Here is a 23978-nt window from a genome sequence, read left to right as displayed (position 1 = left end):
ATGTTTAAAGGTAAAAAAGTGGTGCTCGGCGTGTGTGGTGGTATTGCGGCTTACAAAGCGATTGAACTGCTACGGTTAATGGTCAAAGCAGGGGCCGATGTCTCTGTGGTGATGACAGCAAGCGCTCGTGAATTTGTTACGCCACTGACATTTCAAACCTTATCAAGCAATCCTGTTCATAGCGACCTGTTTGATCTATATCAAGAGAAAGAGATTGGCCATATCTCCCTTGCTGATGGCGCAGACCTGTTTGTGATCGCGCCCGCTACGGCCAATGTTATTGGTAAAATAGCTGGCGGCATTGCCGATGATCTATTGACGACTACCGTCATGGCGACACGGGCTCCCGTACTGTTTGCCCCAGCAATGAATGTTCACATGTACGAGAACCCGATCTATCTGCGTAATGAGAAAAGCTTACGTGAGCTAGGCTACTATTTTATCGATCCCGCGTTCGGTGCTCTGGCTTGTGGTTACGAAGGGCAGGGGAAGCTTCCCGATCCCGAAGCCATATTTGCAGCGGCGCAAGGTGTCTTGGCACCGCAAGACCTTGTGGGGCAAAAAATACTGGTTACAGCTGGGCCCACACGTGAGGAGCTTGATCCGGTGCGTTATCTTAGTAATTACTCTTCAGGTAAAATGGGTTACGCTGTTGCCCGCGCAGCGGTACAACGTGGTGCCGAAGTGGTGCTGGTATCAGGACCAACGTTTTTGACTGCACCTGCGGGTGTGGAGCTGGTTCCCGTGGTGAGTGCTGAACAGATGCGCGCGAGTGTTTTATCGGCATTGCCTAGCGCAACAGCCGTTGTTAAAGCCGCAGCGGTGGCTGATTACCGGCCGGTAACTATTGCTGAGCAAAAAATCAAAAAAAATGATGCTGAGTTGACGGTGAGCTTGGAAAAAAATCCGGATATTCTTGCTGAAGTTGGTGAGAAAAAACAGGGGCAAGTGTTGGTTGGTTTTGCCGCTGAAACCCAAAATCTCCTTAAGCATGCCAGCGAAAAGCTTAAACGGAAGAAACTCGATCTAATTGTTGCCAATGACATTACCCAGAGCGGTGCTGGATTTGATGTGGATACCAATATTGTCAAACTATTGCATGCCGATGGTCGAGTTGAAGAGTTACCCCAGCTGAGTAAAGATGAAGTGGCACACCAGTTGTTAGATCGCGTGGTTGAACTGCTAAATTAGAGTTGGGTATCACGCATGTTCCGACAACAGATCGAGGAGCTCGTGGGGTTGGGTGATAGAGTGACGAAATTTTTCTTTCAACTCTACAATTAGTTGCGCACTTTGCTCTTTAGGCAGTTTGCCGTCCAACCATAGTTGATTCAAATTTGTGCGTAATTGGTTGGCTACATATAGTGCTCTTTCCCCGGCAGGGTCAGCTTGACGATAAGGACTTACAGGGTCACTGAGAATACTAATTATCGCATTAAGAGCCAATTCGAGGTATTCTTCGCGTTCAACGATACTGACCTGCCAGCGAGATCGCTTGTCAATAAATGTCAGCAGTTTGCGCCACCGTTTAATGCGGCTGATTAAGACCATTGAGTTGAACAGTTGTTTATTGGTGCCAAATGAAAACAGGGTGTTTTCTAAGACATCACGTAGCAACTCATCGTTCTGGCTAAAATCGTATTGAGCCATATTTCGTGCTTGTTGCCAGATCTCTTCAGGTATCTGTGATTCAAAGCGGAGTTCCCAATAGGCATGTTTGAGAAACACGGTATTATAGCTTCGTACCATTTTGAATGGCACCATATAGGAGTGCGCAATGGTATCGGCAGCAAGGTGCGATAAATATCCATAGGCGCAGGCACGTTGCGCATCATTGGTTGCTTGAGCAAGAATTTTATCACCAATATTCCAGCTATGGCAGTGCTTGAGATAGTGGGTGTATTTTTTGCCGATGGTGATGTCGGCACTCATGCAGCCATAAAGGAAATCAGCAGGAAAGTTCGTTAGAATCTGTTGTATGTTTGCCGGTAAGCAAGAAACGTGGCTTAACAGCTGACAGCCTAATTGAAGATGAACACCAAAGCCCCATGCACAAGCATTTTGTGGGATGAGTGCCAACACGATAATCAATAGCAATATCGTTTTGAATGGACGCATGGTACGACCTCTCGATACTGTTTGTTTAAGTGGATGGGTTGAATAAATACCGTAACGCGATCCAACTTTTATCATAAGCCATATATCAATAGACCACCAGACGAAATCAATCAATATGCCGAATACGCTAGAACAAGCAAAATATGAGCTGTTGCTTCAAGCCCGATCAATTCTAACCGAACTCAAGAGTTTAGGTGTTGATGATGTTTATCTTCAGCCTGCTCCTGAAGCCTTACCTCTTTGTGCCGAGGGTGAACAACCCAGTACTGGTGAGTGTCGCGCTGAAACTTTAGATGAGCTGAAAAGCTTCAATCCATGCCAAGATTGTCCTGCCAGAAGTGGTGCGGAGCAAAAGGTATTTGGTGAGGGGAATCCACATGCTCAGGTGGTTTTTGTTGGCGAACGGCCAACAATGAACGACGTCAGTGCTGGTGCTCCATTCAGTGGTGAGGGGGGACAGCTCCTAGATCGCATTCTTTTTGCGATGGGATTATCGCGTAGCGACGTTTATCTTTGTTATCTTGTGAAGTGCGCATCTGCACAAAATTGCCCCGCAACGCAGAATGAGATTGCTGCGTGTGAGCCGGTACTTCAACGGCAATTAGCAGCGATACGGCCGCAGATTGTTGTGGCATTGGGAACATTGCCCGCACAGGTTTTGTTGAATAAACAACAAGAGATGAGCCATATGCGTGGTACGTGGTCGAACTATCAAAATATCCCTCTGATTGCAACGTTTCACCCCCATGACCTCATCCGTAGTCCGGTGACCAAACGAGAGGTGTGGGACGATATGAAGCAGGTACAGCATCGTTTAAAACAGGATGGTTTATCATGAACAAAATAGTTCAATATGGTGCTTGGTTTGCGGTTGTTGTGACTCTTGTTCTGGGTGTTCCTGCCTTTGCCGAAGAACCAATTAAAGTGGCCGATGTCCATTACCAACTGGCACAACGTCATCTTGAGGCTGGGCGACCATTTTGGGCCGTCCATTCTTACCGTCGTGCTCTGGAAACAGGGGCTAAAAACCCCAATATTCATCGTGAGCTGTCACAGGTTTTATATGATTTAGGCTTTGTTGATCAAGCCATAACTGAGATGGAAAAAGCGATTGAAACAGCGCCAATTAACGATTTTCTGCATATGGAGCTTGGGGTGTTTTGTTTAGCTTCTGGCCTTCTGCAACAGGCACAAGCTGAATTCAGCCGGGTCCTCGAATTAAATCCAGGCTTTTCCTACGGCTATTACTATTTGGGTGAGGTGTTTTATCGCCTGGGTAAATATGATGATTCAAGTATGGCACTGGTGATGGCGCAACAACTTGGTTTGCCGGGGTTTGATTTAGAACGAAAATTGGTTGATCTTGGTTGGCAGTTACCCGTAAAACCGTGGGTTGAAACCACGACCGAATATTATTTACGCCGGATCACCCTAGATAGCCGGTCAGTGGTTGATGAGGTGATGAAGCGTTTAGGTGACGGCGAACTGTTTGAGGAGTTAGCACGGCAATTTTCGACGGATATAGAATCTCAAAACGGTGGCTATGTCGGCGCCATTGCATTAGCAAATATGCCACCAGAGTTTGCTCAACGGCTTGCAGGAGTTGATAGTTTCTCCACTCCTATTTTACTTAAAGCAGATGGTGTCTTTCATTTAGTCCAGCGTATTGCACCGTTTAATGCTGTGGCGTGGCAAGCTGAAATTGCCAGCATAAAACAACAACGGCAGGTGAGGGTCATTGAGACCCCTCAACACGCTGTTAGTGCTAAACATGGTTACCTTCTGTTGAGCGGTGTTTTCCGCAATCGGGATTATGCCGAGCAACGGGTTGAACGGTTATTAAAGCAAGGGATGAACAGTACCCTCAATCAACGCGGTGAGGGGGAGCATCTGCGCTACGAAGTGATTGCTGGTCGTTATGAACAGCATCATGATGCCCAGAAAGCAGCGAGTGCTTTAAAGGAATCTGGTTTAGATTCCTATATCCGTAGCGAAAAATAATGCAGGGTTAGCAGACTGTTGATAGCCTGCTAGTCAGCGCAGCAGGCGATCCATTCGATCTCGATGTTGCATCCCTTAGGCAAAGCTGACACTTCAACGCATGCTCTGGCAGGAGCTGGATCACTGAAAAAACGACCATAGATCTCATTCACCACTGCGAAATTATTGAGGTCAGTGAGGTAAATGGTTGTTTTAACGACATGATCAAAAGTGAGTTGTGCTCCAGCGAGTGCAGCTTCCATGTTGGCCATGACGCGCTCTGTTTCTAGTTTAATCGAACCATCAACGAGGTTTCCCGTTTGCGGGTCGAGTGGTATTTGACCAGAAAAAAAGAACAGATTTCCCACTTTGATCCCTTGCGAGTAGGGGCCAATGGCTGCGGGGGCAGCTGTGGTTGAAATCTGTTGTTTATTGATAGATTGAGTTGTTTGCTTCATAAATATGCTCCTTGTTGAGATTGTAAACTATTCTCATTGTTCTACTCTGAGTTATCCTGAAAGTAAAGAGGGTCAGTATGGAGAGTAAAAATCGATCATTGCGTGTTTCAGCCCATGGTGGACATAGTGGTGAATTTTGTCTCCACGCCAAAGATACTTTAACACAAGTTGTTGAAGCTTATGCTGATCAAGGGTTTGCGTGGCTTGGATTGACGGAGCACATGCCGCCGATGACCGATGACGGGCTTTATCCTGATGAAAAGGCCGCAGGTCTAACCGCTCAACAGTTACAACAGCAGTTTGATCGCTATGTCACCACGGCGCGCCAGTTGCAAAAAAAATACGCCAAGAAGATGGCAATTTTCGTAGCGATGGAGACTGAGTTTTACGCCGGTAGTGTGCCGTGGGTTCAACGGTTAAAGCAGTTGTACCAGTTAGATTATTTGGTTGGCTCGGTACATCATGTGATGGAGCAATGCTTCGATTTCAGTCGTGACGATTATGCAAAAGCCGTTCACTGTGTGGGCGGCTATGATGCCCTCTATTGCGCCTATTTTGACGCGCAATTTTCTATGCTTGAAAACCTGAGTCCTGCTGTGGTTGGTCACTTCGATTTAGTGCGCTTGTATGATGATGATTATGCGCAACGATTCAAGCAACCTGAAATTGCCCAACGCATCGAGCGAAATTTGCAACGTATTGCCCAAAAAGGGCTGCTGCTCGACTTTAATGTCAGAGCCTTAGCAAAAGGTGCCAGTGAGCCGTATGTTTCGGCGCCTATTCTTAAACGGGCATTGGAGTTGGGCATTGATCTTGTTCCTGGAGATGATTCGCATGGTGTCGCTTCTGTCGGTGTAGGTCTCGATGAAGCCACTCGGCTATTGACTGACGCCGGTTACCATTGTCAGTGGCGCTTGCCTGTTTAAATATGTTTCATGAAAGGAACGCTCCGCCATGTTGATGAAGAATATCCTCGATCAAAGCACCACTTCGCTCAGCTTCGAGTTCTTTCCACCTAAAACGGATTTAGGTTGGCAGCGTTTGTTTGATAATATCGCCCAACTTGCACCACTCAATCCATCATCCGTGAGTGTTACCTATGGTGCGGGGGGGACAACCCGAAGTCAAACCAATGAATTGGTGCTGCGCATTCATCGTGAAACGGGTATCACCGTTGTTCCTCATCAAACCTGCGTTGCTGCAACAAAAGATGATGTCCACGCAATTCTGTCACACTATCAGCAAAGTGGTATTGAGAATGTTCTCGCCTTACGTGGCGATAAACCACAGGATGTTGATAATTGGTGTCCACCAGAGAACGGCTTTAACCATGCGGCTGACCTTGTCGCCTATATTCGCCAACATTTTCCGACTATGAGTATAGGTGTTGCGGGCTTTCCCGAGGGGCATCCTGAAATGCCTAATCGGTTGCTCGAAATCGATTACCTTAAACAAAAAGTTGATGCCGGTGCCGACTATATTGTGACTCAATTGTTTTTTGAAAATCGCGATTTTTATGACTTTTGTCAACGCTGTGAACTGGCTGGGATCACTGTGCCGATTATCGCTGGCATTATGCCATTGCGTAATCGCAAAGGGATGGCCCGTATGGCCGAACTCGCTGCGGGCGCGCGTTTTCCTGCTGAGTTACTTCGGCGTGTGTATGCTGCTGGCAATGAAGAAGAAGTGGAACAAATTGGTATCGATTGGGCAACAGAGCAAGCACGCGATCTCATTGCCAACAAAGTGCGCGGAGTCCATTTTTATACCCTCAACAGTGCCACAGCAACGGATTCAATTTACGAGCGATTAGGCCTGAAATAACCACGATATTCTGTTATTTTTTGTGTTTATACATTGTATGTTTTATTAATTCTTGGAGTTATGTGTGGATATTCGTCGTTTAGAAGTTTTTTGTAAGGTTGTCGATTTAGGTAGTTTTACCCGCGCTGCTGAGGCGGCACTACTTTCTCAACCCTCAGTGAGTGAACACATTCGCACCTTGGAAGATCAGTTTGGTGAAAAGTTAATTGATCGTCTCGGTCGTAGCGCTCAACCCACCCATGCTGGTAAAATCCTATATCAGTATGCACGGCGTATTATCAACCTGAAAGATGAGGCAACCCAAGCCTTGAGTCAATATCAAGGCAAATTGGTCGGTCAATTATCGGTGGGAGCGAGTACGATCCCTGGTGCTTATTTATTGCCGTGCCAGATAGAGTCCTTTAAGTCCGCACATCTTACCGTTGAGCTGATGTTGAAAATTTCGGGAACATCACAAATTGTTGATGAAGTTCTTGATGGCCGCTTAGAACTTGGTTTAGTTGGTACACAATGGAAAGATCAACGTATTGAATGTGAACAGATGTTTGGCGATGAACTGGTATTGACCGTCCATCCTGATCATCCTTGGGCATCACGTCAGAGTGTTTTACCGGCGGAATTGATGGACACGCCATTTATCCTTCGTGAACCGGGTTCAGGTACTCGAATGGAGATGGTCCAGTTTCTTAAAGAGGTGGGCGTTGAATGCTCCCACTTTCAAGTGGTGGCCGAGATGGGCAGCAATGAAGCTGTGCGTCAGGGGGTACGATCACAAATTGGTGTGTCGATCTTATCGTTATTGTCCGTACAGGAAGATCTTGACCGTGGCATGCTGAGCCGAGTGGCGATTCAAGGAGTGGCCATGCCGCGCTCGTTTTATTTGATTCAGCGTAAAAATCGTCAACTGAGTCCGCTCGCTATGGCCTTTTATCATCATCTGCGACAGGACAATGGTATCAGCTCATCTTAATTGAGGGGGTCGGTTCGCTGATTTCAAGCTGATATGATCTTATTTTTATCTACGTAGCTGTTTAACTATTATCCCTGCTGCACAGCGGTTTGTGCCGCAGGGAAGTCAAAAATCTCTTCACGTTTACTTTTTATTCTCCTTTACTGTTCGAATTTCTATTTTTAACATCCGTGAATCTAAACATAAAAAATCTGAGTTATTGAATTAAATGTAAGAATATCCCTCTGATACAGAGGCTATGATTCATCTCTGCTTAGTGTGTAGGTCGGTGGCTAATATAATATGACTTGACACTTTTCACCCTCTCTGTTTATATGGTGATTGGCTAAGTGTTTGAAATAACAACGCTTTTAAAGTCTCGCTAAAAAAAATTGTACAAATTTTGTTCACGAATAAAAAAGTGACATTTAGTGTGAAAATAAGGAGGATTACATGGCAGTAAAAAAGTTTAAAAAAATTATGGCCGCAAACCGTGGTGAGATTGCAATCCGTATTTTCCGTGCTTGTACTGAGCTCGGGATCAAAACGGTAGCGATCTATTCTGAAGAAGATAAGTTGGCTCTGCACCGTTACAAGGCTGATGAAGCCTATCAGATCGGTAAGGGAAAAGGGCCTATTGATGCGTATCTCGGCATTGATGATATTGTTGAGTTAGCTCGGGCAAAAGGGGTTGATGCGATCCACCCTGGTTATGGTTTTCTGTCAGAAAATGCTGAGTTTGCTGAAGCCTGTGAGCGTGCTGGTATCTCCTTTATTGGACCTACCGCCGATATCCAACGTCGCTTAGGCGATAAAGTGGCAGCACGTCACGTTGCCATTAAAGCGGGTGTTCCAATTGTTATGGGTACACCTGATCCCGTTAAGACTGACGAACAAGCCTTGATCTTCGCTAAAGAGTGCGGCTATCCCATCATGGTCAAAGCGGCTTCTGGCGGCGGTGGTCGTGGTATGCGTGTAGCGACTAATCGCGAAGAGCTTCTTGAAGGACTTAAGTCAGCATCGTCAGAAGCACTGGCGGCGTTTGGTGATGGTACGGTTTTTCTTGAAAAATTTGTTAAAAATCCGAAGCATATCGAAGTTCAGATCATGGGCGATAAGCACGGTAACCTTGTTCACTACTTCGAGCGAGATTGTTCCATTCAGCGTCGTCACCAGAAAGTGATCGAGTTAGCACCATCGCCGTCGTTAAGCCAAGCCAAGCGTGAAGAGATTTGTGCTTTCGCGATGAAAATCGGTAACGAAGTAGGCTACGTCAATGCGGGTACTGTTGAGTTTCTGATGGATGCAGAGGAGAACTTCTACTTCATCGAAACCAATCCGCGTATTCAGGTTGAGCATACCGTCACCGAGATGGTGACCATGCGTAACCTCGTACAAACTCAAATTCGCGTTGCCGAGGGTTTCAAGCTCTCTGATCCTGAAATTGGTATCTCCTGTCAGGAAGATATCGAACTGCGCGGCTATGCCATTCAGTGTCGTGTCACAACGGAAGATCCAACCAATAACTTTGCTCCAGATTTCGGCACCATCAAAGCATACCGCACGGCGGTTGGTTTTGGTGTACGTCTCGATGCGGCAAACGGTTACGCTGGCGCACAAATTACCCCACACTACGATTCACTGTTAGTTAAGGTATCGACAATAGGCCTCACCTTTGAGGACGCCTGTCGTACCATGAATCGTGCGTTGCAAGAGTTTCGTGTGCGTGGTGTTAAGACCAATATCGGCTTTTTAGAGAACGTCGTTACTCACGAACCTTTCTTGAAAGGTACGTGCGACACCTCGTATCTTGATAAACATCCTGAACTGTTCGATATGAAATTTAAGCAGGATCGTGCCAACAAGTTACTGCATTACATTGCTGATGTGTCGGTGAACGGTTACCCAAATATTAAAAAGAAGCTCCATTTTAGTGACTTACGCGAGGCGGAACTTCCACATGTTCCTCTCGAAGCCATTCGTCCACGCGGTACACGTGATATCTTGATGGCTAAAGGGCCTAAAGGTCTTGCTGATTGGGTTCTCAACGAAAAGCACTTGTTGCTAACGGACACCACCATGCGTGATGCCCACCAATCCCTCTTGGCTACTCGGGTTCGTACCTACGACCTAGAGAAAATTGCTCGAGCTACCAGTCATCTTGCTGGTGGCCTGTTCTCTCTTGAGATGTGGGGCGGGGCAACATTTGATGTCGCCATGCGTTTCTTAACTGAGGATCCCTGGGAGCGTTTAGATCGTATGCGCACCCAGGTACCTAACCTGTTGTTCCAAATGTTGCTCCGTGGTTCCAATGCGGTTGGTTACACTAACTATGCCGATAATGTCGTTGAGGATTTTGTTGCAAAATCTGCTGCCGGTGGCATTGATGTGTTCCGTGTTTTCGATTCTCTCAACTGGACCAAGGGGATGAAAGTCGCCATGGATGCCGTGCAAAAGAACAACGCTATTTGCGAAGCATCTATCTGCTACACTGGTGATATTCTCGATCCTAAGCGTGATAAGTACCCGTTAGAGTATTATGTCAACATGGCAAAAGAGCTAGAGAACATGGGCGCTCATATCCTTGGTATCAAAGATATGGCTGGTCTCCTCAAGCCGTTTGCTGCTGAAAAACTAGTCAAAGCACTGAAAAATGAGATTGGTATTCCAATCCACCTCCATACTCATGATACTTCGGGTAATGGTGGCACCATGTTACTTATGGCTGCACAAGCGGGTGTTGATATTGTCGATACCGCTCTGTCTTCCATCTCAGGTTTGACCTCACAGCCAAGCATGAACGCGCTGTTGTCGACAACCAAAGGCACTATGTGGCATCCAAATGTTGATAGCGAGGGGATGCAAACACTGGCTAACTACTGGGAGACTGTTCGTACCTACTACGAGCCATTTGAATCAGAGCTTCGTTCAAGTACTGCTCAGGTTTATGAGCACGAAATCCCAGGTGGTCAGTATTCCAACTATAAGCCACAGGTTGAAGGCCTTGGTTTAGGTCATCGTTGGGAAGAGTGTAAAGACATGTACCGTCAGGTTAACCACATGTTTGGTGATCTGGTTAAGGTTACCCCTTCTTCCAAAATCGTTGGTGATATGGCCATGTTCATGGTGCAAAACAACTTGCAACCACAAGATGTTATGGATCGTGGACATGAATTAACCTTCCCACAAGGGGTAGTCGATTTCTTTAAAGGGATGCTCGGCCAACCATACGGCGGCTTCCCGAAAGAGTTGCAAAAAATTATCCTTAAGGATGAGCAGGCATTTACCCACCGTCCAGGTGAGTTTTTAGAGCCTGTTGACTTTGCCGCCAAGAAAATTGATCTAGAGAAGAAGGTTGGTCACGCTGTTAAAGATCGCGATGTGTCATCCGCTGTTCTTTACCCAGGTGTGTTTGAAGAGTTTGATCGTCATCGTCAAGAATTTAGCGATACATCAGTACTTTCAACACCACTGTACTTCTACGGACTAGAGGTCGGTGATGAAACCAGCATCGAAATTCAGCCGGGCAAGACTCTGATCGTTAAATTGACCGCCATTGGTAAAGTTCACGACGATGCTACCCGTGATATCTACTTTGAGCTAAACGGCGAGCCACGGCAGATTTCGGTCAAAGATCACTCCGTTGAGAGCGATGAAGCTGAGCATCAAAAAGCCGAGCGTGGCAACGATAAAGAGATCGGTGCTCCAATGCCGGGTAAGATCTTCAAATTGAACGTCAGCGTTGGTGATGAGGTCAAAGCAGGTCATACCCTTATCGTTACTGAGGCGATGAAGATGGAGACCAACATCAAAGCTAAAATTGATGGTGTGATTAAAGAGGTGTTGTATAAAGAGGCCGATCAAGTTAAGCAGGATGATCTGTTGATCGTGTTCGAATAAACAACATAGTTAAACAGTATCATCTGAAACGGCCAGATTCTTTAGAATCTGGCCGTTTCTCGTTTAAGGTTGTGTAGGTCGGCCACTGGCCGACGGTCTTGAATTGGTTGTTTTTGTATTAGATGCTGGAAGGGCGTAGCATGGAACACCCTTACTGCCCCCGTCATGCTCGAGAAGGTGGGCATCCAGAGGTTTTTATCTGCGTTTCTGTAAGGGGGATGTGAATTTAATAAGCATAGAAATTTCTAAGGCCAAAAAAAGTTACTCAACCCCGCTCTATTTAAAACGAGAATCCCACCTTGGAAACCCCGCGAACTTCTCACTCACTATTGGTCGAGTGTTAAAGCGCATCTAATTGGTGTCACGAATTCTTTGTTCATTTACCTTCTTGGCTTGAATCTAAGCAAAGAGAAAGTTATTGTGAGCTTATGCTACACAGTGACGATGAAGTGAATAAGGCGATTCGTAAGGCAACGCGTACAGCACGATCTTTTGGCTCACAAGAATTCATCGACAACATGGAGCTTCGCTTAAATCAAACATTGCGTGCACGAAAAACGGGTAGGCTTAAAAAAGAATGTGGGGAATGCCCCGAGTTAATTCCATAATATATTTATCGGATTTGGATGAGGAAAATATGAATATTAATGATGCTGAAAGAGACGCTTTATATAAAGTGATTTATTCCCGTAGAGATGTACGAAAAGATTTTATTCCTGACTCGATTCCTAATGATGTATTAGAACGGATCCTTAAGGCGGGGCATCATGCTCCAAGTGTTGGCTTCATGCAGCCTTGGGATTTTGTATTGGTTACTGAAGAGCAAACAAAGAATGCTATAAAAAAAGGGTATGAATCAGCCCGTTTAGAGTCAGCCCAGCAATTCTCCAGTGAAAAAAGAGATGAATACAAAAGCTTTAAACTCGAAGGCATCTTAGAAGCACCACTGGGAATATGTGTCACGTGTGATAAAGAACGAAATGGTCCCGTTGTCATCGGCCGAACTATCAAGCCTGAGATGGATGTTTATAGCACCGTATGCGCTATCCAAAATATGTGGTTAGCAGCAAGAGCAGAAAATATCGGTTTAGGCTGGGTGAGTATCATTCATGATGAGGTGTTGAGAAAAGAATTAGATATACCTAGCAATATAGAGATCGTTGCTTATTTATGTTTAGGTTATGTTTCAAAATTCAATGATAAACCTGAATTGGAAGAGTTCGGTTGGTTGCCTAGAGAAGATTTGAACCAACTTATCCATAAAGAAAAGTGGTCAAGTAAAGCATAGTGCATTTCACTATCTCTAAACATGTCGTGTCAACAGCCTCTTCGCAAGTTTGACGAATCACAGTTTTTAATTGTTTAGTTGGGAAGTGAATAGGGGGATTTCGAGATATACAAGCGGTATTCGAGCGTAGTCCTTTTTTAGTTGATATCAAATATAGAAAGAAATTGGAGTCATGATGAATAACAAAATTGTTGGAATTGTACTGATCGTTCTTGGTGTTGCACTGGCTATTTGGGGGTATAACATTTATGATTCGGCTGGTTCTCAAATTACTCGGGCCTTAAGTGGTGACACACCCGTTAAGGCATGGGCTGGTATGGTTGGCGGTGCCATTTGTGCTGTGGTTGGCATCATCAAAGTAAAATAATCAACCAGTATAAACGCGGAGCAAGGCAAGGCAGCAATGTTGCTGTTTTTGATGTGATATGAAAAGTATCCGTATCACTCTCTGCATTTTAGGAAAAGGAGATTTATCGATGAATAAAGTACTTTTAATAATCCTAGCGATATTGTTACCACCCGTAGCTGTTTTTCTTAAAAGTGGGGTTGGCAAAAACTTACTGATTAATGTGGTTCTATGCTTGTTTTTCTATGTGCCAGGAATTATCCATGCGCTGTGGTTGGTCACTAAGTAATAAAAGCACTGTTAAAACGGCAAATAATCGCCTACGGCTGGGCAACCTTAAACGCTACGATGTAGCAAGGTTGCCCATTGCCTTGGTGGGCGGCATTATCCAACTAGCTATTTCGCACTAATCCCAAACTCCACCCGACTAACTGATCCATCCTTTGGTTCAGCATAGATATCTGTTGTCATCAAAAATAGCCGAGGTTTCAGTTCGATATTGATAGCAATGAGACTATCGTGTACGGCCATGGCGCGAGCCTTGGCGAGTGCTGCCATCTCATCATCTCCGGCCTGAATGTTGGCCAACAACAGTTTTTCCATCTCTTCCGTTGGTAGGCTTTTCAACAGACCGACCATATTGCGTGGCCGTGGGAATTCGGCATTTTTGTACACCTTCTTTAACAACTTCGGATATTCTTCGGCGCTAATCTCTAACTGTTGAATGCTGACAGTTTTCTGCTGGTCGTCATCTAGATCACTCCATTTAACGTTTTGTATCATTTCGGTCAGTTGTTGCTGACGATAAGCCTCGGGATCGTTGTTTTGATCGACGTAGGGGCTGATTTCTAAAATCAGCGACGGACGGTTGGTTAAGATCTCGCCTAGATTCGCGAGTATTTGTCCTTGATCGTCACTGATGTTAGCGCGGCCGAGAGTAAAGGGGATACTGCTAACATCTTCGCCACTACCGATCATCGATGATAGCAGGGCGAATGGTGATGTCGCCGCCTTAACCAGTAGGTTGCGTAATACTGTGAAAATGGTTCCAGCAAGGCTGAAATCGGGATCGTTGAGGTTGCCAGAAATGGGAATATCGAGATGAATCTCTTCGTTGCGATCTTTTAGCAGTGAGATCGCTAGGGCAACGGGTAGTGATGTGGCCTCGTCACTGTCAATGGAATCACCAAAGGTAAACTGATCAATCATCACCTTGTTGTCGGCCTCGATCTGTTGGTGTTCAATGGTGTAATTGAGATCGAGATACAGCTTACCTTTATCAATTGCGTAACCGAGATAGGATCCGGAGTAGGGGGTCATCGGTGACAGGTCGATATTTTTAAAGCTGATGGTTAGGTCGGCGTACATATCGCGGCTGAGTGGGTTGATCTTGCCGGTGATGGTCAACGGTGCGCTGTTTTCTAACTGGCCGCGCAAATCGACGTCGGCCTGCATCTCTTCATCTGATGCGAGACCAGTAATCCGCCCACCTAGATCATGCATGGTGGTGGCAAAGGTGCTGGGTAGGTGGCGGTCAATAAACGAGACGGTGCCCCCTTGCAGGGTAACGGCATCAATACGGATATCAGCCGGAGGCTCAGTATTTTTTGCCTCTGTTGGTTCTCTTGTGACCACTTTTTCAACCTCGGCTTCCTGAGGTTCCTCTGCTGTTTCAAGTGCTTCTTTTGAGTTGACGCTGGTCAAGTTCATCTGGCCATTATCGGCCACTTCGATATTAGCTTGATAGTCGTTGAGTGCCACCTCTTTGATGTGGAGGGCAAAGGGGGCAATGTCGCCTTGAATACCCGATAGGTTAAGACCCTCCCAGCGTACCAGTTGTTCACCTTGACCATCGAGCAGGTCAAAACGGTGAATGGCGACATCACCAGAGAACGTCCCCTGCATTCCATTCGGTTGTTGATTGAGACCTACCTTCACAGTTGAAAACAACTGGCCGTCTTTAACCTTAAGTTTCAATTCAGACGGGATGAAATCGTTAAAGTCCGCCAGCGGGAAGGACTTAATGCGCGAGTTAGCAACGATGCTCAGCGGGGTGTGTACCACTGTGCCATCGACACGCACATCGCCTTTTTTGCCAACTTTGGCCGTCAGCTTAAAAGGGCTCTTCTTGGCTTTTGGATAGCTAAGGTCCTCGGCGTGCAAGCCGAGCTGATTGACAATGAGTAGCGGTTTCTTGTCACTGGTTTCGTCACGCAATTGCAACCTAAATGTCTCTAGATCGAAGCTGGTAAGGTCGATACTCCACGGCTTAGCTGCTTGCTGCGACGTTACGGTCTGTGGTGTTGCCTCGGCTTTCGCAGGGCGAAGCAACTTTTCAGGTGAGAACGTGCCATCGGCTAATCGGGTGGCTATAATATCGCCGCTAATCAGGTTGAGTTGACCAAGGTGAATCTGCTGAGTGTTGAGGTCAACCGAAGTTCCGCGTAGCTGCAATTCGCTGAGATTAAAGCGATCTTTGCCAGAAAATGGTACCCGCAGATCACGTAGCGTCAGCGCTCCATCGTGCAACTGAGTGTTGCCATCAGCATAAGCTACTTGGCCCGCTATATCGAGCTGTCCGGCAATGGGGGCGGTGAGAATTGCCTCCAGGTAGGGATAGTAGGGCTGCAGTTCAAAACCGTTGGCGACAAAGGTCATATCAGCCATCGCTGGAACGACACCTAGTTGGCCATTAACTGTGACGTCTAGTTGGCGGTCGGTTTGCATGTGCAGATCGAGTGTCGCCTGTTGCTCGGGATGGGTGGAGAAATTGGTCACCGAAAGTGATAGATTATGAATCCGTTCTGTCACATCCGACGATAGCGATTGATCATGAAAAGAGATTTGACCGTCCTGCATTGACAGCGTACGAACCAGTAGCAAAGGCAAAGAACTCTTTGTCTCTTCGGTCGCCAGATCTTCATTCTCTGGCGGCGGGGTAGATGAGGTAAACAGGCGCACCAGATTCAATTGGCCTTGGTCATCACGACTGAGCGTCAGATGGGGTTCACACAGGACAATGCTAGATAGGGTGAACTCTTGTTTAAAGAGGCTCACTTTTTCGACATCTACCAATAGAGACAGCATGGCGAACAGCGGTGTACCATTTGGCTCATTGATAACCAAATCGCTGAGTGCGAAGTCACCGCTCACGAGTAACTTAGGTAGCTCATCCGTTGTGACCAGATAGGTGAGATTGATTTCGCAATCTAGGACGCCACTCTTGACATCAACCGGTAGGGGCACGGGTGCATTTTGAGCATAATAGGCCAAGTCGGTATTGAATAGTTCAAGGGAGAGGTTTGTTTCTAGCGAGTTGTTAAACGGCTTCGACTGCCCCTCGGCGTGAATATCTGCCCCGTTAAGGAGCAGCGAAAGTTCTGGCGTGACATACTCGTCGGCCAAATATGAGACATTGCCGATCACTGGCACACTCAAGGCCAGTTGGCGAATTTCATGATGGGAACTTTGCGGTGAGGCCTGATCGTTAAAGTCGATCTCACCGGTGGTAATGACGATGTTGTTAAACGAGAATAGGAAGGGTTTGGTTTCCTCTTCTGTGATAACGGGTTCGGCTGGTGGCGCATCATCGTTCAAATGCATGAAATCAGAGAAGTTGAACTGCTGTGCGCCGAGCAGGTCGATTTTGATATATGGATGATCAAGTTCGATGCGCCGTAAAATCAACGCCTGATCGATAATAGAGCGCAGGCTGACAGACACCATCAGCCGATCCCACGCCACAAATGGCTGAGTGCTGTCGGCTTCAGTGAGCGTGACACCTGAGAGTTCAAGTTTCAAGACGAACGGATTAAAATAGGCCTTTTCAATACTGAGGCTACGTTCGGTATTCTCGGCAATCCAGGCGGACCCCTGTTTTTTTACCTGCCAGGGGACAATCAGCATCGATAGCAGCAACAATCCAACAATCACAGTAACGGTAATCAGCGATTTTTTCATCCAACCTGTCATAAGCGTTCCTCCTTGAAACTTAGTTAAAAGTTTAGCACAGGAATTGTTCTCAGACAGCGATAAATAGGTAAATTATTATGAGATGAAATTTTTGAAATTAATAAACTAGGGACACTCCCCGTATTAATCTTATTTGGCTCTACCTCAAAGAAGGGGAATAAGACAAACGGAAGACAAAAACCAAAAAAGCCCTCAACTGAATTCAGTTGAGGGCTTTAAAATGTAAATGGTGCGCCAGGAGAGATTCGAACTCCCGGCCCTCTGATTCGAAGTCAGATGCTCTATCCAGCTGAGCTACTAGCGCAATTGATGTAGTTTATCTCGCATTTAAGCGGTGATGTCAACAGTCAGTATAAACTAGGGTCACTCACCATATTAATATTGTTTACCGTCCTTCTGTCCTCTATTCTTTCAATATGCCTAGAATAGCCCGCATCATCGCCTCTCTCTTTCCCCATCATGTCACTCAACGTGGCAAAAATCGTGCTACAATTTTTTTGACGATGAAGATCGTCAGGTTTGTCTGCAACTTCTGAATAAATATTTAAAAAAGTTTTTCTTACAAATATGGACGGTTGCTCGTTCTATTGAGTTGAATCCTGTAGTAATAAACAAAATTGGTAAGGCTGAGGGATCACCGCTGGTCGAGAGCTAAAGCGAACTTTACTGGTGAAATAAATTTTTTGTTGCATTCACGGTCTTGGCTTGAATCTGAGCAAAGATAAAGTTATTGCGAGTTTATGCTACACAGTGACGATGAAGTGAATAAGGCGATTCGTAAGGCATCGAGTACAGGGCGACCTTTGGATCATAGGAATTTATCGACACTATGGAGTTTCGCTTAAAGAAAATACTGCGTTAACGCAAGCGGGGTAGGCCTAAATAATAAGGTGCGGAATGGCCCTTGTTAGTAAAGCCGTTAAATTTATGAGGGAGAAAATATATGAGACGATACTTTTCAGCCATAGCAATGCTGTTTCTTTTGTTTACATTTGGTTGCGCACCTACTGTACCGAGTTTCACGGTCAACGTCGATACGATTGGTGATGCTGAAGAATTCAACACGTCTTACGTGTTGATACCGGGGAATAAAGATACAACAGCTGAAGATTTAGAGTTTAAAGAATATGCGAGTTATGTAGAGCGCGCTCTATCAGAATTAGGTTTTATAAAAGCTGAAAGTTTCGATGATGCTGCTACCGCGATTTTTCTTGGATACGGTATTGGAGAACCGCAAGAGCAACAATACACATATTCTGAACCAACATGGGGTCAGACCGGCGTCTCATCTACCACCACCACAGGGTCCGTTAGTTCGAATGGGTCTTATTCGGAGACAACAACATACACGCCAACGTATGGCATAACAGGTTCAACCACGCACTATGATTCCAACATAACGTATCTCAGATTCATGTTTTTGGATGCAGTTGATTTAAATGAATATAAAAAATCTAAAAAAGAAATACAAATTTGGAAAACAAAAGTATCGAGTTCTGGTTCAAGTGGTGATCTAAGAAGAATATTTCCCATTTTAGTTGCGGCATCCCAAAATAATATTGGGAAAAATACAGGCACTATGATCACTGTAAATCTTCTAGAAAACGACCCGAGCGTTCTAGAAATTAAAGGTATTGCTGTAAACAAACCAAAATAAATTCTAACCATATAATGAAGCGGACGGGAAACGTAAAATGGGGGCAGACCCTGCAATGCAATATTGCGTGGCAAGTAATCAAATACGTCACAGCAATTAGCTTGATTGTCACAAACTAAAAGATTGCCATACAAGACTCGCCATTACCAGCTTCCTTTGCAATCTTGCGCCTTCCTTTGAAACTTGCTATCGTTATTGCCATTTATCGGTTCCAACCATGAAACGGTCCTACCGTTCCATTGCCAAAAAATATGCCCGAAAATACTCACGCAGTGATTCGCACCAAAAGGAAAATAAGTAATGATTATCGCAATTGAATTCGGTTTGTATCTGATGCTCATGTTGACCATCGGATACATCTCTATGAAAAAGACTAAAAACAACGAAGACTTTATCATCGGAGGGCGTACTCTCGGTCCGGCAACTTCAGCGATTAGCGCTGGAGCATCGGACATGAGCAGCTGGTTGCTCCTCGGTCTACCTGGTGCTGTTTTTAGCTCCGGTTTGGGTGGTGGTCTGTGGATCTCTCTCGGTCTGACTCTGGGAGCTTACGCCAACTGGTATATCGTGGCCCCGCGGCTGCGCGCTTATACAGAAAGACTCAATGCCATCACCTTACCGACTTACCTGTCTAACCGCTTTGACGATTCTTCGAACCTGATCAAAACGATTTCGGCGGCAGTAATTCTGATCTTTTTCACGCTCTATGTCGCTTCAGGGCTCAAGGGCGGTACGCTCCTATTCGCCCACAGCTTTGGTGCCACGGAGCAAACAGCGCTGACGATCACCACCTTGGTGGTGGTTTCCTATACCTTTCTTGGTGGCTATCTTGCCGTGTGCTGGACCGACCTGATCCAAGGCTTGCTGATGTTGGCCGCTCTGACATTTTGCGCGCTGCTGGCTTTCTTCGCCGTATCTGGTTCGGGTATCGATATTACGGCGGTCAATCCCAAGGCCTTTTCATGCCAGACAACCTGGATTAGTGGCGCGTCCCTCATGGCCTGGGGCTTCGGTTATTTCGGCCAGCCCCACATTTTGGCCCGTTTTATCGGCATCGACCATGTCTCCAGTGTGGTCAAAGCCCGGCGTATCGGCATGAGCTGGATGATCTTGTGTCTAACCCTATCGGTAGTTATCGGCCTGAGCGGCATCGCTTACAACGAGCTGGCGCCCTTATCAGGTGTAACCGGACCAGATGGTAACAGCGAACGGATTTTCTTGGCCTTGGTCAGCGCCCTGTTCCATCCGATATTTTCGGGGATTATCTTGGCCGCGGTGTTGGCGTCCGTTATGTCGACGGCAGATTCGCAGCTATTAGTACTGTCTTCGGCTTTGACCGAGGACCTGCCGCTGTTCAAACATTGCAGCCCTAGCCGAAAGGCTTGGATCAGCCGCTTTGGTATCATCGGTTTTGCGCTGCTGGCCTACATCATCACTTCATTTAGCAGCGGTTCCATTCTCGGTATGGTGGGCTATGCTTGGGGCGGTTTTGGCGCCGCGTTTGGCCCGCTCATCATCCTGTCTCTGACATGGCGCGGTACCACCCGCTACGGCGCTCTTGCTGGTATGATTGTCGGCGCGACAACGATTTTTATCGTGAAAAACTATGTCACAATCGAGGGAGAATACTTCTATGAGTTGCTGCCGGGCTTCATTCTAGCCTTTATCGCCATTATCCTCGTCAGCCTGATAACGGCCAAGCCCTCGGATGAGACTCTGCGCAAGTTTGACGAATCACAGCCTTAGCTGCTCAGATGGAGATCATAAATCTTTTAGACTGGTTCAACTAACGTGCGTAATTACTGTATCTATTGAAGATTATCGTAGTCATATAAGTTGAAAAATCGCAGTTACAGATCTAAACAGCTCCTTCGTAACATAAGGGATTTATCTGTAATTTGATTTCCTTTTGAACCTTGAAACAAAAGAGTAGAACCTTTCGGTTCTGCTCTTTTTTTTTCAGTAACCGACCACTTTTGCGAATGAACAGCTAATGTTTGCCAGTGAGTGTGATGGATTGTTTTTTTTAAGTGGTGGGTGAGAGCTGTGATGATGTTGATGGTTTGCTACGTGGTGCGATAGCGCACTTTTGGCCGATGCATGCCCAAACAGAGTTAAGTGATCGCCAGCGTAAGGTGATCAATCGTTTGCTTGAGGCTGGCATTGATGGTTTGGAAGGTGGTTTGACTCATCGCACCTATGCTGGACTTGCCCATGTTGAAGTATCGGTTCAAGCGCTACAACAATCCCTTGTTACTCTCCTATCTTTAAAATTCGCAACGCATTCCTAATTGCACACTCTGTTCACGGTAGTTACCATCGCCAAGCATGGCACTGTACTCCAAATTTAAGGTGGTATTGTTGTTAAACAGAGCAGTGATTCCGATTGCTGCTGCACCAAAGTTGTCAGAAACACCAGCCGTTTCGGTATGAAATACGGGTGTTTGTGCTTCGTTGAGTTGGGTGCTGACGTGGGAGCTATTATCACCGTAGCGGTGTTGATAGCTGGCGCTAAAGGATGGACTCCACGCGCCGTAGCTGGTGGTGTAGGTGTTGGAGATTTTTGCGCCAATTCCTGGTTGCCACACTTCACTACGTTGACTAGCTACCGCTAGGTTCAAGGAGTCGGCGCCGCTCTCGGTATAGGAATCGATCTTGCTGTTGAGGTATTGTACCGATAGGTGGGGGGCGATGTCCCAGCCGCCAAGGTTATAGTTGCGGCCAATTCCACCATAAAGGCTTAACAGGTTGCCGTTAGGGTTGCTGCTGGCTGTACGATCAATGCCGCTAAACCGAATACGTCGCTGATTGTCATAGCTGTTGAGGCTGTAACCGAGGGAGGCGTCTACATAGAACTTGCCAAGCATGCGACTAGCATAGAGGCCAAGGGTTCCCCCTTCGCCTTCACTGTCACTGCTGGTGTGGCTGAAGTTTGTTTTTGTTTCATGTAGGCCGGCGAAAATACCGACGATCAACGAGTCACCGATAACACGATCGCCGCCAAAGGTGAGAACTGTCGTCGTAAAATCATAACCTGTTTGATTGGTCGATGTACTCTGCCGACCAAGAACCGCTTTGGCGGTCATGAACAGGCCAAAGTCTTTGGCAGGCGGTTTAGTAAAGATGCCGAGGCTGTTCAGATCAACATCGGTGCTGGCTAATAAAATACCGTTAAACGGGTCGCGGTTGTGAGCGGCGCGTAAACTTTGGCCGCCGCTGATACCACTGCCAGCGCGGACAGTTGTGAGGCGCTGGCTCAAGTTGGCCGCATGCACGCTGCCGACGGCGAAGCTGGTCTTGAACTGAGCTGTGCTGCTTTGCTCGCTTAGGCTATCGAGGGCGGTGGCAACCTGTCGGTTATCGCTGAGGCAATCGATAGCAGCTAATACTTGATCGAAGTCACCGCTGGCGTTATCCACACCGTTGCTCATTGCGGTCAATATCGCATTTTGGTTGCTATTGAGTTGATTGATTAATGCAGTGTTCTGATAATTACGATCAACAGCCAGTACCACCTGATTGCCATCATAGTGGGTCGTTAATGCTAGAGTCGGTGTGAGTTCAGGGTTTTCGATCTCAACTGCAAAACTTCCAGTAATTGTGTCGGCACATAGCACTGTTAATCGATCACCGTTAGCGGGGACATAGCTGACTAGCAATTGCGCTCTCAGAGTGCCATCTAACGTTGCATCACCCGCTACCGTTAAGCAGTCATAATGATTGGCACTGGCTACCCCAACAGTGAGAGTTCCCGCAGCACTCTGGCTGTAGGTGCCATTGATATTGAGAGTGCCGATACCGTCACCAAGGCTGATCTCTCCTGAGTTGTTAACGTTGCCATTAATGGTGCCATTACCGCTTAGCTGCGCGCCATTGTGGACGTTAAGGCTGGAGAAATCGTTGTTGCCATTTAACGTGACTTGGCCCGCTTGCACTTCGGCGCGCCACGCTCGGCCGCTAAAATCATCATTGAAAATGAACGAAGTTTCAGCATCGTTTAAGATGTCGTTACTGTCGATATCATAACGGCTACCAAAATAAACCACCGCTCCATCAACAGCGCCATCGTTGATGATATCACCTTGAACGTTAGAGGTACCGTGTACAAAAAGTTGGTTGCCAGTGTTTTCTGTCTGCTCAATGGCGCCGTTGTTCCAATAACCACCCATGCGAATTGCAGCGGCCTGTTGTGATGCAATATCGCCGCTGATATCGATGAGGTTATCGCCTTCGCGGGCAAAAATTCCCAGTGAGTCAGCGCCTGTTACTTCGATATTTCCTGAGTGGAACAAACTGTTAGAACCTTCGCGAATAACAATACCGTGGCCAAAATCTCCAGTGGTATTGATGGTACCGCTATTGGTCAGGGTATTGGCGCTACCCGAAGCATAGAGGCCGTAGCCGAAGGAACCAGCAGTGAAAATTTCGCCGCTGTTGGTCACGGTGTTGTCAGTGTATTTGACATAGATCCCCCATGCTGATGCACCTGTGGTGGTGATGGTACCGCTATTGTCTAGAGTGTTATTGATGCCCCGGCCAAATATCGCGATGCCTTGTTCGCCGCTGGTCGTAATCTTGCCACTGTTGGTCAGCAGGTTGTCTTGTCGATAGGAAAAAATCCCATAGCTGAAACGACCTAGTGTTGAAATGCTGTTGTTGTTGGTCAGGGTGTTGTTACTGGAATGAACATACAAACCTCTGGCCTCATCACCTTGAGTGATAATTGTTCCATCGTTAATCAGGTTGTTATTGTCGGCTATGGCCATCAAACCACTGGATCTTAAACCCAAAGTGGAGATAGTACCGTTGTTGGTCAGGGTGTTGTCGGTGTTTTTGAGGATACTTGAGGTATTAAAACCAATACGCATCGCGTCTGCGTCACTCCCTGTTGTGCTGATAGTGCCGCTGTTGGTGACAGTCGTGTGGTTACTTTCTGCGAGAAAGGTCCCATAGGAATTTGATCCTTCGGTGATAATGCTACCGGTATTGATGAGAGTATTAAAATCGCCCCAGCCATACAGCCCTTCATCGTTATAGCCGCTGAGATGAATGGTGCCGTCGTTGATCAACTTGTTGTTATCACCGTTGGCAACATAAATACCGTATTTAAAACCTGACGACGAATCACAAGTGATAGTACCGAGGTTGGTCAAACTATTGTCATCACCATTGGCATACATGCCTGTGGTGATATCGGCGCTGTTGACTTCGACCATTGGGCTTGCTGTGCCAGCATCGACGTTAAAAACCATGATAACGGTGAGCAAATAGAGGGTGAAAAGAACAATCGTTCTTAGCTGGCTCATTGCTGACTGCGGTTTATTGATACTTACCATTGCATTTCTCCACTTGATTCTATGGCTGATCGGTTACCCGATATAATATATGTAGTGAATGTTGACTTTTACAAGGGACACTTGTCCACAGTTCAAGCCAACAAATGCCATACTAATGTTAGTGACTCTATTAATGCAAGGGCTGCCTAC

General features: G+C 46.4%; 18 protein-coding genes and 1 tRNA gene. 14 read left to right on the top strand and 5 right to left on the bottom strand.

The window, feature by feature from the left end; genetic code table 11:
• Nucleotides 1-1191: a bifunctional phosphopantothenoylcysteine decarboxylase/phosphopantothenate--cysteine ligase CoaBC gene (gene coaBC, locus ACZ5KY_RS13075; protein WP_464244340.1), complete on the top strand. Its 1191-nt coding sequence runs from the start codon at nt 1-3 to the stop codon at nt 1189-1191.
• A gap of 9 nt (nt 1192-1200) precedes the next feature.
• Here the strand turns inward: coaBC and ACZ5KY_RS13070 are convergent, their stop codons facing one another.
• Nucleotides 1201-2118 (bottom strand): zinc dependent phospholipase C family protein, encoded by a 918-nt coding sequence (locus tag ACZ5KY_RS13070; protein WP_464244339.1) that lies wholly within the window; start codon nt 2116-2118, stop codon nt 1201-1203.
• A gap of 115 nt (nt 2119-2233) precedes the next feature.
• On the opposite strand from ACZ5KY_RS13070, the gene ACZ5KY_RS13065 reads away from it, so the two are divergent.
• Nucleotides 2234-2956: a uracil-DNA glycosylase gene (locus ACZ5KY_RS13065; protein ID WP_464244338.1), complete on the top strand. Its 723-nt coding sequence runs from the start codon at nt 2234-2236 to the stop codon at nt 2954-2956.
• Nucleotides 2953-4119, top strand: a complete 1167-nt coding sequence (locus ACZ5KY_RS13060) for a tetratricopeptide repeat protein (RefSeq protein ID WP_464244337.1) — start codon at nt 2953-2955, stop codon at nt 4117-4119. Before ACZ5KY_RS13065 ends, ACZ5KY_RS13060 begins: the two co-directional genes overlap by 4 nt.
• Nucleotides 4120-4148: 29 nt before the next feature.
• On the opposite strand, the gene ACZ5KY_RS13055 is transcribed toward ACZ5KY_RS13060, so the two are convergent.
• Nucleotides 4149-4556 (bottom strand): RidA family protein, encoded by a 408-nt coding sequence (locus tag ACZ5KY_RS13055; protein ID WP_464244336.1) that lies wholly within the window; start codon nt 4554-4556, stop codon nt 4149-4151.
• Between the two features lie 77 nt (nt 4557-4633).
• Here ACZ5KY_RS13055 and ACZ5KY_RS13050 point away from each other — a divergent pair, with 77 nt between their 5' ends.
• The 8 genes from ACZ5KY_RS13050 to ACZ5KY_RS13015 all read left to right on the top strand — a co-directional run bounded on the left by ACZ5KY_RS13050 (nt 4634) and on the right by ACZ5KY_RS13015 (nt 13152).
• On the top strand, nt 4634-5482 hold the full coding sequence (locus ACZ5KY_RS13050) for a histidinol-phosphatase (protein ID WP_464244335.1): 849 nt from the start codon (nt 4634-4636) through the stop codon (nt 5480-5482).
• A gap of 28 nt (nt 5483-5510) precedes the next feature.
• Nucleotides 5511-6380 carry a methylenetetrahydrofolate reductase [NAD(P)H] gene (gene metF, locus ACZ5KY_RS13045; protein WP_464244334.1) on the top strand — a complete coding sequence of 290 codons (870 nt, stop codon included), beginning with the start codon at nt 5511-5513 and terminating at the stop codon, nt 6378-6380.
• 64 nt (nt 6381-6444) lie between these two features.
• Nucleotides 6445-7350, top strand: a complete 906-nt coding sequence (locus ACZ5KY_RS13040; protein WP_464244333.1) for a selenium metabolism-associated LysR family transcriptional regulator — start codon at nt 6445-6447, stop codon at nt 7348-7350.
• A 432-nt stretch (nt 7351-7782) separates the two neighbouring features.
• On the top strand, nt 7783-11229 hold the full coding sequence (locus tag ACZ5KY_RS13035; protein ID WP_464244332.1) for a pyruvate carboxylase: 3447 nt from the start codon (nt 7783-7785) through the stop codon (nt 11227-11229).
• Nucleotides 11230-11657: 428 nt separating this feature from the next.
• Nucleotides 11658-11837, top strand: coding sequence for a hypothetical protein (locus ACZ5KY_RS13030; RefSeq protein ID WP_464244331.1), 180 nt, complete (start codon nt 11658-11660; stop codon nt 11835-11837).
• Between the two features lie 29 nt (nt 11838-11866).
• Entirely contained in the window at nt 11867-12517 is a 651-nt protein-coding gene (bluB, locus tag ACZ5KY_RS13025) for a 5,6-dimethylbenzimidazole synthase (RefSeq protein WP_464244330.1), read from the top strand.
• A 175-nt stretch (nt 12518-12692) separates the two neighbouring features.
• Entirely contained in the window at nt 12693-12884 is a 192-nt protein-coding gene (locus ACZ5KY_RS13020; protein ID WP_464244329.1) for a DUF3185 family protein, read from the top strand.
• Nucleotides 12885-12993: 109 nt separating this feature from the next.
• Nucleotides 12994-13152: a YqaE/Pmp3 family membrane protein gene (locus ACZ5KY_RS13015; protein WP_464244328.1), complete on the top strand. Its 159-nt coding sequence runs from the start codon at nt 12994-12996 to the stop codon at nt 13150-13152.
• Nucleotides 13153-13259: 107 nt separating this feature from the next.
• Here ACZ5KY_RS13015 and ACZ5KY_RS13010 read toward each other — a convergent pair whose 3' ends face one another.
• On the bottom strand, nt 13260-16835 hold the full coding sequence (locus ACZ5KY_RS13010) for a DUF748 domain-containing protein (RefSeq protein ID WP_464244327.1): 3576 nt from the start codon (nt 16833-16835) through the stop codon (nt 13260-13262).
• Between the two features lie 227 nt (nt 16836-17062).
• Nucleotides 17063-17139 (bottom strand) — tRNA-Arg (locus tag ACZ5KY_RS13005).
• A gap of 639 nt (nt 17140-17778) precedes the next feature.
• Between ACZ5KY_RS13005 and ACZ5KY_RS13000 the strand changes: the two genes are divergently transcribed.
• The 3 genes from ACZ5KY_RS13000 (at nt 17779) to ACZ5KY_RS12990 (ending at nt 20783) form a co-directional block, all read left to right on the top strand.
• Nucleotides 17779-18492 carry a hypothetical protein gene (locus ACZ5KY_RS13000; protein ID WP_464244326.1) on the top strand — a complete coding sequence of 238 codons (714 nt, stop codon included), beginning with the start codon at nt 17779-17781 and terminating at the stop codon, nt 18490-18492.
• A gap of 300 nt (nt 18493-18792) precedes the next feature.
• A complete protein-coding gene (gene putP, locus ACZ5KY_RS12995; RefSeq protein ID WP_464244325.1) occupies nt 18793-20238 on the top strand; it encodes a sodium/proline symporter PutP in 1446 nt (481 codons plus the stop codon).
• Between the two features lie 284 nt (nt 20239-20522).
• Nucleotides 20523-20783, top strand: a complete 261-nt coding sequence (locus tag ACZ5KY_RS12990; protein ID WP_464244324.1) for a hypothetical protein — start codon at nt 20523-20525, stop codon at nt 20781-20783.
• On the opposite strand, the gene ACZ5KY_RS12985 is transcribed toward ACZ5KY_RS12990, so the two are convergent.
• On the bottom strand, nt 20760-23828 hold the full coding sequence (locus ACZ5KY_RS12985; protein ID WP_464244323.1) for an autotransporter family protein: 3069 nt from the start codon (nt 23826-23828) through the stop codon (nt 20760-20762). The two genes, ACZ5KY_RS12990 and ACZ5KY_RS12985, sit on opposite strands and share 24 nt — an antisense overlap.
• Nucleotides 23829-23978: the final 150 nt, after the last annotated feature.

This window comes from Desulfuromonas svalbardensis, assembly GCF_055389415.1.
Note: the sequence above shows the minus strand (reverse complement) of the source record. Positions and strands in the feature narration are given on the sequence as shown.

Bases quoted from the DNA above. Each gene is read 5' to 3' on its own strand.
- ACZ5KY_RS13015 (WP_464244328.1), top strand. From the start codon at position 12,994: ATGAATAAAGTACTTTTAATAATCCTAGCGATATTGTTACCACCCGTA.
- bluB (WP_464244330.1), top strand. From the start codon at position 11,867: ATGAATATTAATGATGCTGAAAGAGACGCTTTATATAAAGTGATTTAT.
- ACZ5KY_RS13065 (WP_464244338.1), top strand. From the start codon at position 2,234: ATGCCGAATACGCTAGAACAAGCAAAATATGAGCTGTTGCTTCAAGCC.
- ACZ5KY_RS12985 (WP_464244323.1), bottom strand. From the start codon at position 23,828: ATGGTAAGTATCAATAAACCGCAGTCAGCAATGAGCCAGCTAAGAACG.
- metF (WP_464244334.1), top strand. From the start codon at position 5,511: ATGTTGATGAAGAATATCCTCGATCAAAGCACCACTTCGCTCAGCTTC.
- ACZ5KY_RS13020 (WP_464244329.1), top strand. From the start codon at position 12,693: ATGAATAACAAAATTGTTGGAATTGTACTGATCGTTCTTGGTGTTGCA.
- ACZ5KY_RS13010 (WP_464244327.1), bottom strand. From the start codon at position 16,835: ATGACAGGTTGGATGAAAAAATCGCTGATTACCGTTACTGTGATTGTT.
- ACZ5KY_RS13035 (WP_464244332.1), top strand. From the start codon at position 7,783: ATGGCAGTAAAAAAGTTTAAAAAAATTATGGCCGCAAACCGTGGTGAG.
- putP (WP_464244325.1), top strand. From the start codon at position 18,793: ATGATTATCGCAATTGAATTCGGTTTGTATCTGATGCTCATGTTGACC.
- ACZ5KY_RS13060 (WP_464244337.1), top strand. From the start codon at position 2,953: ATGAACAAAATAGTTCAATATGGTGCTTGGTTTGCGGTTGTTGTGACT.
- ACZ5KY_RS13050 (WP_464244335.1), top strand. From the start codon at position 4,634: ATGGAGAGTAAAAATCGATCATTGCGTGTTTCAGCCCATGGTGGACAT.
- ACZ5KY_RS13055 (WP_464244336.1), bottom strand. From the start codon at position 4,556: ATGAAGCAAACAACTCAATCTATCAATAAACAACAGATTTCAACCACA.
- coaBC (WP_464244340.1), top strand. From the start codon at position 1: ATGTTTAAAGGTAAAAAAGTGGTGCTCGGCGTGTGTGGTGGTATTGCG.
- ACZ5KY_RS13000 (WP_464244326.1), top strand. From the start codon at position 17,779: ATGAGACGATACTTTTCAGCCATAGCAATGCTGTTTCTTTTGTTTACA.
- ACZ5KY_RS13030 (WP_464244331.1), top strand. From the start codon at position 11,658: ATGCTACACAGTGACGATGAAGTGAATAAGGCGATTCGTAAGGCAACG.
- ACZ5KY_RS13070 (WP_464244339.1), bottom strand. From the start codon at position 2,118: ATGCGTCCATTCAAAACGATATTGCTATTGATTATCGTGTTGGCACTC.